General features: G+C 37.3%; 18 protein-coding genes. 10 read left to right on the top strand and 8 right to left on the bottom strand.

Annotation, left to right across the window (positions count from 1 at the left end; genetic code table 11):
* Window positions 1-769 precede the first annotated feature (769 nt).
* From ACXADE_RS11240 to ACXADE_RS11215, 6 genes are all read left to right on the top strand, one after another.
* Window positions 770-1,282: a DUF1643 domain-containing protein gene (locus tag ACXADE_RS11240; RefSeq protein WP_474980558.1), complete on the top strand. Its 513-nt coding sequence runs from the start codon at window positions 770-772 to the stop codon at window positions 1,280-1,282.
* Window positions 1,283-1,459: 177 nt separating this feature from the next.
* Window positions 1,460-2,188, top strand: coding sequence for a DnaD domain protein (locus tag ACXADE_RS11235; protein WP_474980557.1), 729 nt, complete (start codon window positions 1,460-1,462; stop codon window positions 2,186-2,188).
* Complete coding sequence (locus ACXADE_RS11230; protein WP_474980556.1) at window positions 2,185-2,517, top strand: hypothetical protein; 333 nt, start codon at window positions 2,185-2,187, stop codon at window positions 2,515-2,517. The genes ACXADE_RS11235 and ACXADE_RS11230 overlap by 4 nt, the downstream gene beginning before the upstream one ends.
* Window positions 2,507-3,745, top strand: coding sequence for a replicative DNA helicase (gene dnaB / locus ACXADE_RS11225; RefSeq protein ID WP_474980555.1), 1,239 nt, complete (start codon window positions 2,507-2,509; stop codon window positions 3,743-3,745). The genes ACXADE_RS11230 and dnaB overlap by 11 nt, the downstream gene beginning before the upstream one ends.
* Window positions 3,746-3,942: 197 nt before the next feature.
* Window positions 3,943-4,929 carry a helix-turn-helix transcriptional regulator gene (locus ACXADE_RS11220; RefSeq protein WP_474980554.1) on the top strand — a complete coding sequence of 329 codons (987 nt, stop codon included), beginning with the start codon at window positions 3,943-3,945 and terminating at the stop codon, window positions 4,927-4,929.
* Window positions 4,930-5,010: 81 nt separating this feature from the next.
* Complete coding sequence (locus tag ACXADE_RS11215) at window positions 5,011-5,748, top strand: hypothetical protein (RefSeq protein ID WP_474980553.1); 738 nt, start codon at window positions 5,011-5,013, stop codon at window positions 5,746-5,748.
* A gap of 198 nt (window positions 5,749-5,946) precedes the next feature.
* Here the strand turns inward: ACXADE_RS11215 and ACXADE_RS11210 are convergent, their stop codons facing one another.
* Genes ACXADE_RS11210 through ACXADE_RS11200 form a run of 3 tightly spaced genes read right to left on the bottom strand, consistent with a single transcriptional unit; the run spans window position 5,947 to window position 8,506 of the window.
* Window positions 5,947-6,309, bottom strand: coding sequence for a hypothetical protein (locus tag ACXADE_RS11210; RefSeq protein WP_474980552.1), 363 nt, complete (start codon window positions 6,307-6,309; stop codon window positions 5,947-5,949).
* Entirely contained in the window at window positions 6,309-8,315 is a 2,007-nt protein-coding gene (gene dndD / locus ACXADE_RS11205; protein WP_474980551.1) for a DNA sulfur modification protein DndD, read from the bottom strand. The genes ACXADE_RS11210 and dndD (ACXADE_RS11205) overlap by 1 nt, the downstream gene beginning before the upstream one ends.
* Window positions 8,316-8,317: 2 nt before the next feature.
* The gene (locus ACXADE_RS11200) at window positions 8,318-8,506 is read right to left on the bottom strand and encodes a hypothetical protein (RefSeq protein ID WP_474980550.1); all 189 of its coding nucleotides are present in this window, start codon (window positions 8,504-8,506) and stop codon (window positions 8,318-8,320) included.
* A 142-nt stretch (window positions 8,507-8,648) separates the two neighbouring features.
* Between ACXADE_RS11200 and ACXADE_RS11195 the strand changes: the two genes are divergently transcribed.
* The 4 genes from ACXADE_RS11195 to ACXADE_RS11180 are packed head-to-tail and all read left to right on the top strand — an operon-like array spanning window position 8,649 to window position 12,632.
* Entirely contained in the window at window positions 8,649-10,010 is a 1,362-nt protein-coding gene (locus ACXADE_RS11195; RefSeq protein WP_474980549.1) for a DEAD/DEAH box helicase family protein, read from the top strand.
* A gap of 14 nt (window positions 10,011-10,024) precedes the next feature.
* Window positions 10,025-10,195 carry a hypothetical protein gene (locus ACXADE_RS11190; protein WP_160839918.1) on the top strand — a complete coding sequence of 57 codons (171 nt, stop codon included), beginning with the start codon at window positions 10,025-10,027 and terminating at the stop codon, window positions 10,193-10,195.
* The gene (locus tag ACXADE_RS11185) at window positions 10,192-12,168 is read left to right on the top strand and encodes an AAA family ATPase (RefSeq protein ID WP_474980548.1); all 1,977 of its coding nucleotides are present in this window, start codon (window positions 10,192-10,194) and stop codon (window positions 12,166-12,168) included. The genes ACXADE_RS11190 and ACXADE_RS11185 overlap by 4 nt, the downstream gene beginning before the upstream one ends.
* Window positions 12,169-12,173: 5 nt before the next feature.
* On the top strand, window positions 12,174-12,632 hold the full coding sequence (locus ACXADE_RS11180) for a hypothetical protein (RefSeq protein ID WP_160839920.1): 459 nt from the start codon (window positions 12,174-12,176) through the stop codon (window positions 12,630-12,632).
* 39 nt (window positions 12,633-12,671) lie between these two features.
* Here the strand turns inward: ACXADE_RS11180 and ACXADE_RS11175 are convergent, their stop codons facing one another.
* The 5 genes from ACXADE_RS11175 to dndB form a co-directional block, all read right to left on the bottom strand.
* Window positions 12,672-13,793 carry a cysteine desulfurase family protein gene (locus ACXADE_RS11175; RefSeq protein ID WP_474980547.1) on the bottom strand — a complete coding sequence of 374 codons (1,122 nt, stop codon included), beginning with the start codon at window positions 13,791-13,793 and terminating at the stop codon, window positions 12,672-12,674.
* Between the two features lie 2 nt (window positions 13,794-13,795).
* Window positions 13,796-14,188 (bottom strand): DndE family protein, encoded by a 393-nt coding sequence (locus ACXADE_RS11170; protein WP_474980546.1) that lies wholly within the window; start codon window positions 14,186-14,188, stop codon window positions 13,796-13,798.
* Complete coding sequence (dndD, locus tag ACXADE_RS11165) at window positions 14,185-16,194, bottom strand: DNA sulfur modification protein DndD (protein WP_474980545.1); 2,010 nt, start codon at window positions 16,192-16,194, stop codon at window positions 14,185-14,187. The genes ACXADE_RS11170 and dndD (ACXADE_RS11165) overlap by 4 nt, the downstream gene beginning before the upstream one ends.
* Before the next feature lie 226 nt (window positions 16,195-16,420).
* On the bottom strand, window positions 16,421-17,785 hold the full coding sequence (gene dndC / locus ACXADE_RS11160) for a DNA phosphorothioation system sulfurtransferase DndC (RefSeq protein ID WP_474980544.1): 1,365 nt from the start codon (window positions 17,783-17,785) through the stop codon (window positions 16,421-16,423).
* On the bottom strand, window positions 17,782-18,879 hold the full coding sequence (gene dndB, locus ACXADE_RS11155) for a DNA sulfur modification protein DndB (protein ID WP_474980543.1): 1,098 nt from the start codon (window positions 18,877-18,879) through the stop codon (window positions 17,782-17,784). The genes dndC and dndB overlap by 4 nt, the downstream gene beginning before the upstream one ends.
* Between the last annotated feature and the right edge of the window lie 51 nt (window positions 18,880-18,930).

The raw sequence follows: 18,930 nt of genomic DNA, 5'->3' as shown, positions 1-18,930 counted from the left end.
GCCCCCTATACCTAGAGGAATTGTTCCCTCTTCCCCATATTAAGGCAGGCATAAAGTGCTCTGTATCAAGCTTGTAAATTTTGAATGCCTGCTGTGGAGAGGTTATATGATCTACTAACATCAGTCATTCAAGCTGATTGTTCCAGTAGTGATTTAGAGAATCTGCCATGGCAAAGGGGCGGAGGGGAATGGCGAGACTCCTATCTTAAGTGTGCAGGCGCCTCGTACAGAAGCGAGGGAAGTCTCACTAGCCGCTAGGCGCAGAAACCGGATATCTACGAGGAAGCGAGTGCTTGGTGAGACCCCGGAGGACGTAGTCCGAGGAGGCTCACCGCGCCTCCGGGGAAAGCGAGTCATTCCCCGCAGCCCCTATCCACAACACAGAAGTCTCGAAATCAAGTCTTCAACAATCCTGCCAATTAGCTAAAGACTCCGTTTCGAAATCATAATCCAACAAGTTTCAATGGGTGGATCGTGAATGTAGATCATTTAAAGGTTTCGACACTTGGAAATAAATTTCTTTTTACCATCCTATCATTCATTGACACTTCCATCCGTTGCTGCAAATATCAACACTGAACTTTAACAGAACCTTACTTTTAAAAATGGATCAATCTGAGTGAGAACATTTTAGTGAGGAGGTACCATGGAGGAAATCTCTCTGATTCTACTTATATCTAATAGGGACAAATTGAAAAGGTTTTTTTCCTGCAACAGGAAGGTAATGATGCAATTTTATTGAATACAATGAGAAAAAGGGAGTGAAGAAATGTCTTTACCATCAGGGGGCAGGTATTGGCATGCTGACGAAAAGGTACATGCAGTCATGGATGAAAGGGAAGATTACAGGTATCTTTTGAAATGTGAATGGGATGTTCATAGAGAAGGGGTCACCTTTGTCATGTTAAACCCTAGTTATGCAGATATAAATGTCTGTGATCGAACGATCAATAGATGTGTGGGGTTTTCCAGGTCGTGGAGGTATGGAAGAATGAATGTCGTAAACCTATTTGCCCTTCGATCGAAAAATCCAGATTACCTGAGAAGCCATCCCAATCCAATCGGAGACGAAAACGATCGTTACATCTTGGAGGCTGCTTATGATTCGGAATTATTGGTTTTTGCATGGGGAGAAAACCATTGTTCGATAAAAAACAGGGATAAGGAAGTTCAAGTTATTTTATCTCAGTATGAACCTCATTGTATTAAGAAAACAGCTAACGGGAAACATCCAAGACACCCTTTATACTTGAAAAGAGACTTAAATCCAATCCCTTTTTAAAAGAAAGAATCCTTTTCATACCAACAACAAACTCTTGAAAAAACAGATCTCTTCAAAAAAATAAAAAAACTTTCAAATTCATAGACACCAAACACACACTTCCTTCGATTATAGAATTGAGGAAGTGTTTTTCTATGCACAAATCCTCCATCTTTCCATAAGAATAGGAGAATCCAAATGAACTATATCAAAGCGATCAACGCCTTCTACGATCACCAGGAATTCAACCCTCTAACTTCTGCCGCCATCAACCTTTGGCACAGCCTCATGCATGTGAATAACAAATCCCGTTGGAAAAAAGAATTTACGGCTTCAATGACCGTCCTTTGTCTGAAATCCAACTTGAGCGAGAGCAGCATTCGGAAAGCACGCAAGGAACTGGTGGAGAAAGGGTATGTGACGTTCACTTCGAGACCAGGCAACCAGGCCCCCATCTATCGGATCAATCCATTATATGAAGAAATGGAAAGCGAGAACGACAGTGTGGATGAGAGTAGTGGCGGCAAGTCGAACGGCAGTGATAGCGGGAAGTCGAACACATTAATTAAACAAAACGAAACGAAAGAAAAAGAAGAAGTAGTAGTAGAAAAGCCAGCTGAGAATCCCCACCTTTTTTACGAAAACAACATCGGGATGTTGTCGCCGTTCATCGCAGAAAAAATCACTCAGTGGTGTGAAGAGATGTCTGATGAACTCGTCATTCAATCGATGAAACTTGCGGTCGAGAGCAACAAGCGTTTCTTCAGCTATTGTGAGGGCATTTTGAAACAGTGGCAGCAAGCAGGCGTCCGCACTCTGAAAGGGGCGGAACGTGCGCAGGAGAATCACAAGAAAAAGAGGACAGGTTCAAAGCATGAAAAGAACAAATCGGTGTTCGATAAGTTGAGAGAGGAGGTACAGGCATGAATAGAGAAGAAGCCATCGAGGTGCTCGAGACGATCAGTGAATTGTATCCGCAGAAATTCGATATCACCGAGCGTGTGGCGAATATGTTGATTCCGAAACTTTTGGAAATGGATTATCAAGGCGTGATGGCCAAGCTTTCCGATTTCGCCGTCCGCAGTCCGTTCCCGCCGACCATCGGAGAAATCGCTGTCTATGAACCGGAGGAAAACCGTCACTTGGAGCAGATGAAAGTGTGGGAGGCGGAAGCAGCCGAAGTATCTGATGAGATCCGCCAGCGGTTCATGGATAAACTCCGTTCACTGGCAGAGGAGAAGTCTCATGAGTCATAATCTACAGACAGAACAGGCCGTGTTAGGTATTTTTATTGTAGACGGGGAGAAAATCAAGCAGACAACCCTCTCCCCTGAGCATTTCTCTCGATACGACCATCGACGCATTTTCCTAGCGATGCAACAGGTGGACGACTCAGGAACACCGGTGGATATGGTGACGGTAACCACGAGTCTCGGAGAAGAGATCGCACAGGTGGGCGGAGTGAGCTACTTGCTCGGGCTGGCCGAATCCGTCCCGACAACCGAGAACTTCCACTTCTATGAAAAACTCCTCGTCGAATCATACACGAACCAGCAAATGAGACAGTCGGCAATCAAGTACATAGAGAACCCGAGTGCTGATGCACTGCTCGGCTTGAAGCAACAGCTCCATCTGATGGATCAGGACCAGGAATCGGAGGAGCAAACGGTGAAAGAACAACTCAGTGACATAGCCATCGAGATGATTTCATCACCTGTCCAGACAGGTTTAGCCACAGGGTTCGAAGACTATGACAAAATGACCGGTGGCGCGCAGCGTGGCGATTTGATCATCGTCGCCGCCCGGCCTTCGATGGGGAAGACTGCCTTCGCCTTGAATATAGCCATGAACCATTGCAAGAACGGAGGAGCGGTCGACCTGTTCAGTCTGGAAATGGGATCCAAGCAGCTGTTGCAGCGGATGATTTCTTCAGAAGCACGCATTGATGGTCAAAAATGGCGTACGATGTGTTTCTCCGCTGAAGATTACAAACGTTCTTTCCACGCCATAGGGGAAATCGCCGAGTGGAACCTCTCCATCCACGAGCGCCAACAAACCGTCCAGGACATCACCACAAAAATCAGAGCCTCCGTAGCTGGCGATTCCAAACAAAATCACCTCATCATCATCGATTATTTGCAGCTGATGAACGTCAAAGGCCGGTATGAACGGCGCGAACTTGAAGTCGGCGCCATCACCCGCGAGTTGAAACTCCTCGCCCGAGAACTCAACATACCGATCATCCTTCTCTCCCAGCTTTCCCGTAGTGTCGAGCAGCGTCAAGATAAACGCCCGATGATGTCGGACTTGAGGGAATCCGGAAACATCGAACAGGACGCTGACGTCATCAGTTTCTTGTACCGCGATGATTACTATTCGCAGGAAGGCAGTGATGTGGTGGAGGTTATTTTGAGGAAGCAGAGGAATGGTCCGGTGGGGACAGTGATGTTGGGGTTTGAGAAAGAGTTCGGGCGGTTCGCCTGATTTGTATTCGGTGAGTCATAAAATAAAATGCCTACCATTGTTCAGATGACCGTAAGCATTATCTTCTAGAGAATATTCCATTTGTGACAAGCTCCGTTCAATCCATTACAGTTCTATACATATCAAGAAAACTCCATTTATTCCGGCTGCTTCCTGTATTATACTGGAAGGAGATTCGAAATAGGGGAGGCCGTATCATGGAATTGAACAACAACACACGATCACTCAAACTGAGAGATATCCTTTTCGAAGAGACGGATGAACATCATGAACTGAGCATCCAGGAAATCTGTGAAAAACTGAAGCTCTACTTCGGTCCGGAAGCGAAATTCGATGCCCGTACACTCAAGCGGGATATGGACGTGCTCGAAGATGCAGGGATTGAAATCATCCGTAATACCGGACGGTTCGGTAAAGTGTATTACAGCTATCAGGACCGCGTCTTTGAGACCTATCAGCTGCGGCTCATCAATGATGCCATCCTTTCCGCGAAGTTCATCACAGAAAAAGAGAAGAAGGATTTAATTGAACGGAACAAGCAGCTGACGAGTAGACATATTGCGAAGACACTTCCGGACCCGCTGCTCTACTCCCAGTCTGCGAACGACGATTATGAACTCGTCAAATTGAGTATCGACAATGTCCACAGGGCGATCTCAGAACAGAAGGTGCTCCGTTACCAGTACGGAAAATACAACATGGACAAAGAATTCGAGTACCACCGGGATGGCGATACATATCATGTCGAACCTTACGCCCTTATCTGGCAGAACGATTTCTATTATCTGATCGGAAGGTTCCGCGGAAACGGGGAAATGCGCCACTATCGTCTGGACCGGATGCGGAACATCGAAATATCGGAAGAACGTTTCAAACGGGAACAGGATTTCCTCGTCAAAGAATACGTCGACCAAAGCTTCCACATGTTCGCAGGGGAGGATGCGTGGATCAAAATCGAATTCGATGCAAGTCTCCTGAACGTCGTCCTCGACCGTTTCGGAAAAGACGCCTCCATAAAACCGATCAGTGACGACCGGTTCCTCCTATCGACGAAGGCGAAAATGAGCATAGGGCTCATCGGCTGGATTCTAACCTGGGGCCACAAAGCGAAAGTCGTCTCACCAGAAAACCTCGTCGCACAAGTGAAAGAAGAAGTGCAAAAGATGTCCAAGCAGTATGAATAGAGAACATGTGTTGGGAGTGCAAATTTTTGATCACCCCATCCGTTATCCTTGAGTTAACACAAATCAAGGAGGAACAAACACATGGCAAAACAAAAGAAAAGCTTCATCAAAAAATGGTGGTTCTGGGGAGTCGTGATCCTCGTCGTTTTCGCAGCAGCACAAGGCGGAGGGGAAGAACAGGACCAGGTAGAAGCAGAACCGGAAGAGACGCCAGTCGAGGAAGTGGAAGCGGCTAGCACAGAGACCGAAGAAATCTCAACAGACGAAAGTGAAGTACCAGCTGAAGAGGAAACCGAAGAACCGGCCGTGGAAGAGAAGGAAGAAGAAGCACCTCCAGAAGATGATACCGTAAAAGTATCTACAGGCATGCACGAAGTCGGAACGGACATCGAACCAGGCCTCTATAAATCAGAAGGATCCGTGTACTACTGGGAACGCCTTGCAGGATTCAGCGGTGAATTCGACGACATCATCGCGAATGGCAACCCACAAGGCCAGGAATACGTAGAAGTGAAAGAATCCGACACCGCCTTCAGCACTCAGGGTACAGGCAGCTGGACGTTGATTGATGACAGCTATGCACCTGAAACACAAACCAGCTTCGGTGATGGTACGTACCTGGTTGGAAAAGACATCGAACCGGGGACGTACAAGAGTGAAAGTGGAGGAGGCTACTGGGCTCGTTTGAGCGGGTTAAGCGGAGAGCTTGATACCATCATCGCGAATGATAACCCTGCTGGTTCTTCTATTGTAGAGATCCAAGAATCTGATCGTGGTTTCCAAACGTGGGGGAATGGTAAGTGGACGAAGGTCGAGTGAATAATAGTGTCGACATTAGTGAATTTAGAAAGTAATACATTAATCAATAAAATCCAGTCAATAAATAAATATTGACTGGATTTTTATTGCTCGAAACCTATACGATCTAATAAAACGGACCTGATGATTTCCTTAGAATCTGAAAGAATAATAAATATTAACCTGAAGGACAATATTTATTATTCTTCAGGAGATTGTTTAAATTATTACAAAGCGAGTGTCTTCTAAACTGTTTTTATTAATAATATTCATGTTTAATATTCTTATTCCTTTTTCTATATATTTAAGAAAATAGTTTTGAATCTCTAGATTGTCCAAAGTCTCTTTCTCTTTTTCAATGATTAGATGTTTAAACATAAGATATTCAGTGTCTTTGATTAATCCATCAGGTATCGTCCATTTAGGAGTAGAAGTAGTATTAAACTCAATTTCATCTTTTGCAGAAATTCCTTTGGCAAGGGCAATTTTTATAACTGTGGCTCGCTCCAAGTCCAATGAATCTATTGTATTCTCTAATAGTTGCTTTCCTTCATAAGATAAGTTCATTTTTTTATTCGCCATTAGTTCACCTCCACAAGTTCAAAATAGCCTTCTCTGATAAGTGTGTATTTATGTTCCTCATTGTAATCTAACAAATATTGTTTAGCAGAGTGACTCTTCATCATATCAACATAATCCTTAGTAATTTCAGTATCTGTTGATAGAATAATAACTTGATCAGATAATTCTTTGTAATAATTTTCAATGAGTCTGTTTCTATGAATGCTATCTAGTCGACCAAGTGGAGTGTCAATAACCATAGGTAAATCAAGATCTGATGCCTTAATAAGAGCCCATATTAAAGCAGATGAAATCATTTGCATTTCTCCTGCAGAACGGTCTAAAATACTTACTTCTTGCCCACGTTCGTTATACAAACGAATAGAATAATTCTCGATGTCAAATATTACTTCTCCAAATTCATCCGTTTTTCTAATTAGTTTTTTTAGCATTTTTACAAATTCTTCTCTAATCATTTCAGCTTTTAACTTAGTTGCTTTTAATAGAAATTCGTCAGAAAAATTCTTGGTACGTTTAACGTAATCAAGTTTAGTGTTCAAATCTTCAGAAGAAACGTCATTTCCAGATAGTCTAGTTAATTTATTTCTCGTGTTCGTTAATTTTTCCTTCAAGGGAGTTAGTTTTTTGAATGCTGTTCTAACTTTAGAATTCAAGACACCTTTTTGTTCTTGGAGCTGGGCTAATAATTTTGTTTCCTCATCAATTTCAACAGACTCAGGAGCAGATTGGATTTCGGACTCTAATTGTTCATACTTGTTTTCTAGGTCTGATATTACTGTTTTCATCTTTACTAATTGATCCGCCTTTAATATAGGTATATTGATCAATGTATTTTCCTCTTTAGTAGACAAATCATGTAATTCTCTGGATTTATGACTGACACTTTCCTCTTCGTTAAGCCATATTTTCTCTCCAATTGATTTAATTTGTGTTAATTGTAGATTTGTTAACGGTGGATTGATTTCCTTACTTAATAGTTGATTTATAAATTCGTTATAAGGCTCAAGAGAATTCTCTCGTAATATTTTTTTGTTTCGTTCACCTTTTTCTAACTTAATTGCCTTTTTTAGTTCACTGATCTCATCAGATAGAATGATACTAAGGATATTTTCTTTATATTTTTTTTCGAATTCTTCTTGTTCAAGCTTTAATCTAGTTTGGATTTCAGACTGTTTTCTTACTAACTTTTCCCTGGATCTAGAATTTTTGGATATTTTATCGTTCCGCTTTTCCGTGGTTTCAGTAATTCTATTTTCTATTTCTTGTATTTCTTTTCTTGTTTTTTGTATGAAATTTTCATATTTATCTATTTCTTTTTCTGTTTTATCTAATTCATTTTTGTACTGATCTAAAGTGGTTTTATTAGTGGCTGATGATAGCTTTTTATATAACTGAGATTCTAGGGATTCCAGGTCATTTAAGAGTAGTTTATAGCTGTCTAAACCTGTAATTTTATGAATAGCCTCTTTCATCTCAGAGCTGTTTTGTTTAGTTATTAAATCTTTAATTTCTTCACCATCGAAGATGAAGAAAGGAGCAGCATTATAGGGGATAATGCGATCTATAAAACGATTGAATGAGGCTAGGTCTGTTACGTTCATCTTTTTTCTTGTAATCGACTCCGGTTTTTTCACCTCAATGCTACGATCTTCAGCTACTAACTGCTTCTGTTTATCAAAGAGCCAGTTCACCTTTAATTTCCATTCTTCACCTGTATCCATTTCAAGTGTTAAGGATATAAAGCATTCTCTACCACCCTCATCAAAATAAGTGTTATTTATTGTGTTTGCCATTAAGCGATCATATTCAACCTTAGTGATACCTCGTCGTCCAAAAAGAATATAGCGAATAGCTTTAAGTATAGTGGTTTTTCCAGCACCATTTAATCCTCCTAAGAGGATAACATTGCGATTGTGCTTTTTATCTTCCTCGGTAATTGTTAAATCTATTTCTTGTAACCCGTAATATGTTTTGTAATTTTCAAAAACAATTTGTTTTAATCTCATGGTTAGACACCCTCAGTTTCTTTACTGATATAAAAATGTATTAAACTTTCTATATTTGCTACTCTTTTGCTTTCTTTTATATCCTGATAAGAGTTATTTTTTGATTCATTTATTAATTTGTGAATCAGTTCCTTGTCTAAATTATATTTTTGAGCTAGTTGATGAATAAGGATTTTTTCAGTGTAGTGCATGGTACAGCTCCTCTTAACTATATTAGGTTCACTAAATCTATTTTACTAACATTAGGAGAACTCTGACAAGCCATCCTACAGAATGTTTAGCCAAATGTAGCCATTTTCTGATAAAATAGTAGTATAAATAGGGGTGAATCTGATGGGTTTTATGTTGCCTACATATATAAATTTAAGAGAGTACCAGAGGATTGCAATACAAAGTTGGTATAACAACAGCCAACAGGGTTTGTTGGAAATGGCTACAGGTACTGGTAAGACAATAACGGCACTAGCAATAGCTGCAGATTTATTTGAAATAACTAAAAGGACAAATATTATAATTGTTACACCTTTTAACCAGTTATCTACTCAATGGATAAAGGAATGTAGAAACTTTGGTTTAAGACCTGTTAAAGCTTTTGGGGATTCAAAAAAGTGGACCCCTTATTTAGACGATAATTTGAGAGCCTTTAAGAAAGAATTAACCGATATTACAGTAACTGTTACAACTAATGCTACTTTTTCACTAAAACCAATGCAGGAGCGTTTGAAACGAATGAGTGAAGAGACGCTGATTATAGTTGACGAAGCTCATTATTTTGGTGCGAAAAATTTAAATTCGAAATTGCCCAGCCACTTCAAATATAGGCTGGCTCTAACTGCTACACCTACAAGGTGGATGGATGAAGAAGGAACGGACCGATTAATGTCTTATTTTGGAAACGAAGTAGTGTATTCGTTTTCATTAAAAGAAGCTATAAAGGAAGGCTACTTAACGGAGTATTATTACTATCCTAGGCTAGTATACCTGAATGATGAAGAAACTGAGGACTATATTGAATTGACAAACAAAATTAAAAAGCTATATCACCAATCTAAAACTAATAGTGACGCAAAGGAGTCGATGGAGCGACTTGCTTTAAAACGTGCACGAATCATATATTCTGCACATAATAAAGTAGAGGAATTGACAGCCCTTTTAAAAGAAAGAGGAAGTAGTTCACATTCATTGTTCTACTGTGGAGATGGCCAATATCAAGAGCAACGGCAAGTTGATGCTATAACCGAATTACTTAGTGCAGAATTTAAAATGAATGCTAAGCGATTTACATCCAAAGAGTCTAATATGGAAAGAGAAGAATTATTAAGTGCTTTTGAAAACGGTGAGACAGATGCATTAGTTGCAATTAAATGTTTAGATGAAGGAATTGATGTACCAGCAACAAAGACAGCCTATCTAATCGCTAGTTCTGGAAACCCTAAAGAATTCATACAACGTAGAGGGAGAGTTCTAAGGAAACACCCGGATAAAAAATATGCTGTCATTCATGATTTTATAGTCGTCCCTCCAAATTTAGAGGAAATCTCAACAGCTCAAGATGAATATTATAATATGGTTAGAAATCAACTAAAGAAAGAATTTCACCGTTTTAAAGAGTTTTCTAATCTGGCAATAAATGGACCTGAGGCAGAAGAGGTAATATGGGAGTTAAAGAAAGAATTTAATCTGTTAGATGTATAAAAGGGGTGTCAAAAATGAATGAAAAAGATTTGTATCGGATACTTGATGAACTAAGTGAAGATGAACAACAAATTTTTATGAAAATTGTTAAAGCTGAAAAAGAACTGCTTCATAGAAAGTCATTACAAGGGACTTCTATTAAAAAAGATATATATAATTTCGTTAAGCAGGGGGTGAGGTCGTGATTATAAAGAAGCTCAGTTTATGCAATTTTAGACAATATTATGGTAAACAGGTTTTGGAATTTTCTTCAATTGATGATAAAAACGTTACAGTAATTCATGGAGAAAATGGATCTGGAAAGACTGCACTACTAAATTCATTTAACTGGGTCTTGTATAATAAGACCGATCTTCCTGATCCACATAAATTATTTAACAACTATGCTTTTGAATCAACCCCTGATGCCGGAAAGCTTGAAATGTATGTGGAAATAGAGTTTGAGTCAAAAGGGTTTGATTACATATTAAAGAGAAGTTTAAGTGGGATAAAGTATGGAAATAAATTAACAAAAATAGAAAATAACGTTTTATTGAAATTTTTTAATGGGGAGATGTGGAAAGGTTTATCCAACCCAACGGAAGAGATTAATCAAGTACTTCCTGAAGATTTGAGAAATTACTTTTTCTTTGATGGGGAACGCATAGATCATCTTTCTCGTCATGAAGATAATAATGAAATTAGAGATGCAATAAAAATTGTTATGGATCTCGAAATCATTGAGAGAGGAATAAAACATACCGAGGATGCTCGTAGGGAGTTTCAGAAAGAATGGGCAGATATTGCAGATGAACAAACAAAGCGCCTATTAGAGGAACAAGATTCACTTAAGGAAAAGCAGAATGAAAAACAAGAACGCCTTAACCAAATGAAAAAAAACATTATTAAAAGAAAAGAACAAATAAAAGATGTAGATGAGCAATTGTCTTTGGTTAAAGGAGTTAGCGAAAAGCAACAGGAAAGAAAGCACTTAGAAACAGAATTGGAAAAGCTAAAAGCCATGCATACAGAGTTATTAAACAAAATTAGAAAAGCTGTTAGTAAACAGTCATATTTAGCTGCTGCACACTTATTAAAGTCAAAGGTTGATCAACACTTATCAGATATGGATATTCAGGAAAGCACTACCTATCCTGATTTATCAAAAGAATTAATCAATACGATTATTCAAGACGGTGTATGTATATGTGGAGAAAATATAACTCATGAGCACAAGTCACATTTAGAAGAACTGGCAGCAAAGATAGGGCCTCAAAATCGTTCTCTCTTACTAAATACTCTGAAAAGAGATATGGGGATCGTCATTGATACGAAAGAAAGATTTCTAAATGACCTTCATGATCTTGAAAAGAGTGAATATAAAACAAAAGAAATCATACGTGATACAGAGGATAAATTAGTAGAAATTAGTACAGATTTAAGCAATAGAGAATATGAAGATGTTCAATCCCTAGAAAAAAACCGAAGGGAATACCAATCTAATATTGATGAGTATTTGAAGCAACAAGGGGTCTTAGAGGATCATATAAAAGATTTAGAATCCGAAATTGCATCGCTAACCAAAAAGATTGGAGAACAGGAGCAAATACAAAACAAGGCTCAGTTAGCAAAAAAAAGAATGCAAACATGTGAAAAATTAACTTCTGTTATGAATAGAATATATAACTTAAAAGAAGAAGAAGTGAAAAAGGATTTACAAGAAAAACTTGAGGAAGTTTATAATAACTTCTTGAGAAAAGGATTTAAAATTAACCTTACTGAAGATTTTAAAATTAATGTCCAAAGTTACATGGGTGATAAAGTACCTTTATCACAAGGAGAGCGTCAAATTACCAGCTTGTCCTTTATTGGAGCAATTGTAGATATCGCACGGAAACATCATAAGAAATCAACCGAGTTAATAAGTGAAGGCGGAATTTACCCTCTAGTTATGGATTCACCTTTCGGAGCTTTAGACTCGGATCATAGAGAACGTGTAGCAAGAGGAATTCATTCTTTATCTGAACAAATAGTTATTATTGTATCTACTTCACAATGGAAGGGTGAAGTGGAGGGGGCTTTAAATCCTTATATTGGGAATCAATACACTTTAAATTATCATGATCCACAACAACATCATGATACACCATACGAATACACTGAAATTCAGAGGTGGTAAATATGATGAACACTAGAGTCAGAAGGCCGAAAGACCAAGAATATATTTATCAAGAATTAACAGATAAGAAAGAGTTTGGAGTTTTTGAAAGTTATAAAGATTTATTTATGTTATCCATGGTAGTTGGATTTTTGGAAGGCAAACGTTCCCCATTTACAGAGAGCTTAGAATTAATCCATTGGCAGGTTTTCAACCTAACAACTGATGAGCCTGTTATAAATATGGTAGCTTATTTGGAAACTAATAACCTTGAGTTTATTTATGATTACTCTGAAGAGAAGTTCAAAGAAAAAATTAAGATTGCAGAAGAATATGCAGCTAGCGGGGCTAATAAGGTCTATAATGTATTTATGAGTGATCAAAAAAATGCATTGCAAAAAATTATGGACTATGTCCAAGAATTTGCTGATATAGAGGATTATGATACATGGAAGAAAAAGAGTTTAGTTAATGATTTATTATAGCTACAGAATAAAAAAGCAAGGGCAATAGGCCCTTGCTTTTTACAATTCATAAAATATATCGATATCATCTAGATTTGTATATGGCGAAAAAGAAAAACGAATAGATTCGCGCACTTCTGAAAGTTCTAAACCTGTAGCTTGCAATACATGTGAAGGTTTTGCACTACTACATGCAGACCCAGTTGAAGCTGCAATAATTGGTGATAATTTTTTTAGTAATACTTCGTTATTTAATCCAATAAAACGGACGTTAATAACGCCTGGCAATTTATTTTGATGATCTGAATTAAAGCTAATTTGTTGTCCAAATTTATTCTTCAAAATCGCAATTAGCTTTTCTTCTAATTTATATAACTGCTCTATATTATCGTCTAAGTTAACTCGCGCAATTCTAGCTGCTTCTCCAAATCCCACTATATTGTGTACGGAATAAGTTCCGCTTCTTATACCCTTTTCTTGACCCCCACCATGGAAGAGGGGAGTGAGTGGAATTAAGTTTCCATACTGATCTTTCCTAATTATTAGTGCTCCAACTCCCTTAGGCCCGTGCATTTTATGAGCTGAAACTGAGAGAAAGCTAACTCCTGGTATTCCCTCCCAATCTATAGGGGTTTTACCTAGAACTTGAGTTGCATCTGTATGAAAAAGCACGCCTTGTTCTTTGCATATTTCAGAGAGCTCTTTAACATCATTCAACGAGCCTAGTTCATTATTTCCCCACATAATAGATACGAGTAACGTATCTTTATTAATTGCTTTTTCTAGGTCCCTCGGATTAACTCTTCCGTAGCGGTCCACATCTAAATAAGTTATATTAAACCCTTTACTCTCCAAAAACTCACAGACATCAATAACTGCACTATGCTCTGATTTGGAGGTAATAATATGACGTTTGTTTGCTGCACTATAATAGTCAGCAACTCCTTTCAAAGCCATGTTATTACTTTCGGTTGCACCGCTAGTAAAGATAATTTCTTCTTCACTTGAATTGATTAACTTACTTATTTCCGATCTTGCATTACTAATAGCTGATTTTGCATTGTTTGCTAGTTCATAGTATTTACCAGATGGGTTGCCGAATTCATTGGTTAGGTACACCATCATTTTATCTTTTACTTCGGGAAGTATAGGAGTTGTTGCACTATGATCTAAATAGAGCATCTTCAAACCCCCTTAAGATTTTCTTCACTAGTCTTTATTAAATTCATTAGTAATTTACTAAAGTTACCTGAGTGTTTATACTCCTCATTTAATATCTTTACTCCCCTGGTTAGATGAGCATTAAAAAGACCTGGGAAGTAACTTTCTTCAGATATTTCCTGTTTTGCATGTTGTCTTATTAACGATTTATAAAAGTAGTCGTGATCACCAGTTAGAGTGTTACGATTGAACTCTAGTCCGTTTTTATCAGAATCCACCAGTTGTGGTTGATCTGGGTGCTGCACAGATAGGGAGATCCCGATTCTACTTAAAATATTTGGTGTAAGGCCAGTAGAGTTCTGTAGAACTTTTAAGGTTTCTGCGGTCTGCGTGTTAGTTTTCAGTCTAAAATTCATGAAAGATTCACCTTTCTTGTAACTAGGTTAAAGAAGTGATGTTCAATCTTCGTTTTTCTTAATGAAGAGTCGTAGTTTAAAGTGTATTCGTTAGCCGTTGTGTCCTTAATACCCTCATACAATTTTTGGTCGATTTCAGAATCAGTAGATAATACGATATTCTGCACACCGAATTTAGGCAATAATTTTGTGACAATCGAATGCTTGTGTTCGTTGTCTAATCGTCCTAGTAAAGTATCTAGAATCAAAGGAAGTTCTTTTTTGGATGACATTATAGTACCCCATATGATTGATAGAGCTAATAACTCTTTTTCACCTGCAGATAGAATGTCTTTATTTATTTCTTCGTTATTGAAGTCTAAAATTGTAAGCGTGAAATCTTCAGGGTTAATTTTAATATACTTAATAAATTCTTTTTTTCGTATGAGGTCCTTAAACATTTTTGTTGAGAAATATTCAATATCTTTGATTTTATTTCTTAATTGCTGCTTTTGAAACTTCTTACTTATTTGAATGACCTTTTGAGACTGCTCAAAAGAGGATTTAGTCTTTTGAATATTATGAAGCTGTTGTTTGATTTTTTCGTATTTGCGATTAAGTTCATCAATTTCATTCTGTATTTCGTGAATTTCTTCTTTAATTGTAGAGAGATTAATCTCTAACTCTGACACTTTATGATTGAAAACTTCCATGCTTTCAATCATTTCACTAAATTCTGGTGAATCATCATTATCTCTAAGTTTTTGTCTCAGTTCTTGCAATTCATTCAATAACTCTTGATTTTCTTCTATAGATCTTATGATGATCTGCAATCTTTCAAGGTTTGTATTTTGTAAGAGAGAGTATACTTGCTGTGCTTCAGTCTTTGAAGCATTATGGACAATATCTACTTCCTCTGTAGAAACTAGGTATTTTACAAGAGAATTTTTTAAAGCTGCTTCTTGTTCATCATTAGTGTTTAAACCAATATTTTTAACAAGCTCATCTGTAGGAAGATGCTGGATTTTCTCTTTCAGTACATTTGAAACATGAAAGTCTTCTTCCTCTTTTAGTTGCTTAACAAGTTCTGAAAGTTTAGGGAATGCAAGGAAAAATGGAAGTTCCATTGCTATGAACTCTTTTATTCTTTCATTTAAATGTTTTCTGTCCCCTTCAATATCATTGATACGATTTTGGATTTTGTCCCTTTCTTCGTACGCTAATCCACCGTGGACAGCAAAATCATTTTTTACTTCTTTGTATCTTACTTGGTTATACTCTAATTCATTGATTGTGCTTTCTTCATCTGTTTTTAGTTCTTCCAAAACTCGAATTGCCCTTTTTAATTCTTCTTCTACACTATTTTTTTCTTCTTCTAATTTACTTTGTTCTTTAGACTTTGAACTCTGATCCAAGTAATCATTTAAATCACTTTCTAAGTTTTGAAACAAATCCAAGTTAAAGATTTTTGATGAGAGAGTTTGTAAATAATGCGATAAATGGTCTTCATCTGTAAGGTGTGAAATTTCTTCTCCATCAAAAAAACACAATTCTAATAGAGAAGGGGGGAAGCTAGTCCGTAAATGAGAGAAGAATTTATCTTTTTCTACTTCACTCACCTCAATACCATTTTTAATAACGCTAACTTTTTCCTTTACAGGAAAGGTATCAACGTCCCAACTTCTTATGATTGCAACATTGTTTCGGGTGAAATCTTGAATAATAGAAAAGTCTATCCTTATACTGAATTGTTCTTCATGATCTTTAATATCATCAAATTGCTTTTTTAATGAATTTGAATTTAGTAATGCTTGAACTTTTTTAATATAATCTTTAGAAGCAGTTTTAAACCCATAAGCTAAAGGACCATAAAGGGCAAGACGAACGCTGTTAAGAAATGTGGTTTTCCCAGAACCGTTTTTTCCTCCAATAAGGATTGTATTCTTCTTATCTTTCGTATTGAAGTCAAGTATATTTTTCCCTTCGTAGGGCCCAATATTATTTAGTGTAATACTCTTAATTATCATTGTTTGTAATCCTTTCGAGTTTGCAATTATAAATGTAAATAATCCTGTTGGAGAGCATTTGATAGTTGATCCATTAATCCTCTTCTAACTTTATATCCTGTATGTTCTTTTTCAATAAGAAGTAGCTTTTTAATTAATTTGAAGTCGACGCCTTCTTCTTGACACATCATTTCAAGTTGATGGAGTTCATCTTGGTCAAAAATTAAACGTTCATCTTTTTCCCAGTTTAAATGATATCCAAAAACACTATTAAACAATTGTGGAAGACTATCTTCAAAATCACCATGGCTGAACCAGATTTCCTGATTTCTTTAAGCTCATCTTCTTTAATAAGGTCATATTCTTCATCAAATGGATGTGTTAAGTCTTTTTGAACTTTAAGGAGATATTGTAAAATTTCTTTTCTAGCCTCTAGAGTAAAGGCACCTAGTCCAAAGCGGCAAAGGCTCTCATTTTCATCTCTAATTAAAACCATTGGATCGTCAGAGGATGATAAGTCAATATTGTTCTTGTATAAATACTCTTTTACCTCATGCTTCTCAATAATGTCGAATTTCTCCAGTGGAATAAGGTCTTTTTTTCGACTACCTTTTTTAGGAACAATTACATAATCAGTGCCATCAATATTCTTAACTTGCATGGGCATGAAATAGACCTGTCCATTCATACGATATTTCATGCGTCGGGTACGATCATCTCGAATAGAAGCTAACCAGTTTCTAAAGTCTAATAATGGCTTCATCCAGTCGTGTCCACTGTCAATAAATCCACTTAAGGCTTTATCTTCATTCACGACTGTACAAACCCAGCATCCGAAGCGGGAGTTCCCGCAAGAACCAGCTGACTCCTTGACAGTTTTATCAACAACTAAAGGGCATTCTCCGCTACCGGACTCTTGATATAACCGATGCAATTCGTAGTTGTCATCACCCCATGGGGATTCGAAACTTAACAAGTAGTTCCATACTTCATCCAAGTCGAATTTTCGTATCGGTGCATAAACATATGCATTGGATAGGGTGGAGTGACGCATTAATACTTTTCCATCAACAGAGTGGGACTTAATGACATTGGCTCTTGTCGCGCTTTCTTGCTCTCTGACTCCTAGAACCATAATAACCTCTCCAAATGAGTTAACTTTCTCTTTGATAAATTGATTTGCTGGGTCTATTTTTAAACGATCCGTACACCATCTAAATTGCTGGTTAGGAGAGGGGTAACCTTTACCGATAATGTTTACCCAAAATGACTGGTCTACCATTGGTTTTACTTTATGTGTTTCAATAGGTAAATTTAGTTCTACTGCTTTTTCTTCAATTCTACGTAGAGTAGTATTTATTGATTGAATAATTAGAGGTGTCTCAACTAATGTATCTGAAGATATAACATAAACTTTTTTAGTTAGTTGATCTGAAGGCATCTCACTTAAGGCCTCGAAAACAAGCTGGACGACAACTGTTGAATCCTTTCCTCCACTGTAACCAATTACCCATGGGCGGTCATCATTCATGTAGGTTTTCTTTACTTCTTCTTTTGCCTGTTCGATCAAGGTTGTTTTATTGTTAAATGCCTCTGTAATAATTCCACTCATTTTAAAGTTCCTTTCTGAAATTGCTCTTCTATCATCTGTTCACTATCTGTAAGGGTGAGATTTAATAATTTTTTAATTTGTATAGCCGTTAATTTAATAGTGTGTGCAGTTTTTTGAACGCGGCCATTGACATTTATTGCTCTACCCTTCCAATAATCTGTATTCGTTCGTGACCAGTCAGCGTTCTTCAATAAAGTAATATAATGCTTCCAATCCTGTTCATTTTCGTATAACTCTTTACCTACAATACCGATCGCTTCTAGAAAAACGCCATGCCCCACAATATAGTTCATTCTTAAATCTTTTGGGGTGAGCTCTTGATTCATGACCATTTTCCATTCATTAATTGAATCCGTTAGTACGTTCCAAAATTCTATCAGAAACTTTTCATCTTGTTCAGTGATATTGTCCCCTTTGGATATGCCTAAAAGTCTTAAGTTAGCGTTAAAGATATGGTTTAAAGCGATAATTTTAGGTGAGTTCTTTGATAATGATACTTTTTCCCGATCTGTATATCTCTTTAAGAACTGATTATTATTAACGATATTCCTTGTTGCAATAGCAAGCTTGTCACGATGGTCATACAAGATTCCTATAGAGGAGGTTGTATTCACTGCGTGTCGGTTTAGATCCGAAAATATCTGTTGAGATTTCTTAAGCTCGGTGTCAATGAAAAAAACTACGGATATTGTTTCACTACCTAATTCAGGATTTATTTTTAATGCCTCTTCTATAGCAGCTCTCCTATGTTGTCCATCATTAATTAGGAATCTAGAATCAAGAGATATTGTAAGCATCCCCATATCACTGTACATAGGCTCAGGTGATACAGATTTAAACTCAACTTCCCCATCAATAGAAGCAGTTAAGGAAGAAAAGACGTAATCCTCTTTGTTATCAACGATATAATTTGTAATATCCGGAATACGGTTCTTGTTTATAATTCGTTGTGCGCGATAATCTGGTGGTACTTCTTCTTCATCAAATAAAAAAATCTTTGGAATTACTCTCAAAGGACACATTGCAATATAATATTCTTCGCCTGCTTGAATACCTCTAATGGCAGGAAAGTTGTAACTGAAACCAAAATCCATATACATCCCCCTGATTACGTACGTAATATTGTACTTTTATTATAAAAGCTT

The sequence above is a fragment of the Halobacillus sp. ABR2_026 genome (genome assembly GCF_056158545.1).
This window is presented reverse-complemented; position numbering and strand designations above follow the sequence as displayed.

Coding starts and splice junctions, on each gene's coding strand:
- ACXADE_RS11240 (WP_474980558.1), top strand. CDS start 770: ATGTCTTTACCATCAGGGGGCAGGTATTGGCATGCTGACGAAAAGGTA.
- ACXADE_RS11235 (WP_474980557.1), top strand. CDS start 1,460: ATGAACTATATCAAAGCGATCAACGCCTTCTACGATCACCAGGAATTC.
- ACXADE_RS11230 (WP_474980556.1), top strand. CDS start 2,185: ATGAATAGAGAAGAAGCCATCGAGGTGCTCGAGACGATCAGTGAATTG.
- dnaB (WP_474980555.1), top strand. CDS start 2,507: ATGAGTCATAATCTACAGACAGAACAGGCCGTGTTAGGTATTTTTATT.
- ACXADE_RS11220 (WP_474980554.1), top strand. CDS start 3,943: ATGGAATTGAACAACAACACACGATCACTCAAACTGAGAGATATCCTT.
- ACXADE_RS11215 (WP_474980553.1), top strand. CDS start 5,011: ATGGCAAAACAAAAGAAAAGCTTCATCAAAAAATGGTGGTTCTGGGGA.
- ACXADE_RS11210 (WP_474980552.1), bottom strand. CDS start 6,309: ATGGCGAATAAAAAAATGAACTTATCTTATGAAGGAAAGCAACTATTA.
- dndD (WP_474980551.1), bottom strand. CDS start 8,315: ATGAGATTAAAACAAATTGTTTTTGAAAATTACAAAACATATTACGGG.
- ACXADE_RS11200 (WP_474980550.1), bottom strand. CDS start 8,506: ATGCACTACACTGAAAAAATCCTTATTCATCAACTAGCTCAAAAATAT.
- ACXADE_RS11195 (WP_474980549.1), top strand. CDS start 8,649: ATGGGTTTTATGTTGCCTACATATATAAATTTAAGAGAGTACCAGAGG.
- ACXADE_RS11190 (WP_160839918.1), top strand. CDS start 10,025: ATGAATGAAAAAGATTTGTATCGGATACTTGATGAACTAAGTGAAGAT.
- ACXADE_RS11180 (WP_160839920.1), top strand. CDS start 12,174: ATGAACACTAGAGTCAGAAGGCCGAAAGACCAAGAATATATTTATCAA.
- ACXADE_RS11175 (WP_474980547.1), bottom strand. CDS start 13,793: ATGCTCTATTTAGATCATAGTGCAACAACTCCTATACTTCCCGAAGTA.
- ACXADE_RS11170 (WP_474980546.1), bottom strand. CDS start 14,188: ATGAATTTTAGACTGAAAACTAACACGCAGACCGCAGAAACCTTAAAA.
- dndD (WP_474980545.1), bottom strand. CDS start 16,194: ATGATAATTAAGAGTATTACACTAAATAATATTGGGCCCTACGAAGGG.
- dndC (WP_474980544.1), bottom strand. CDS start 17,785: ATGAGTGGAATTATTACAGAGGCATTTAACAATAAAACAACCTTGATC.
- dndB (WP_474980543.1), bottom strand. CDS start 18,879: ATGGATTTTGGTTTCAGTTACAACTTTCCTGCCATTAGAGGTATTCAA.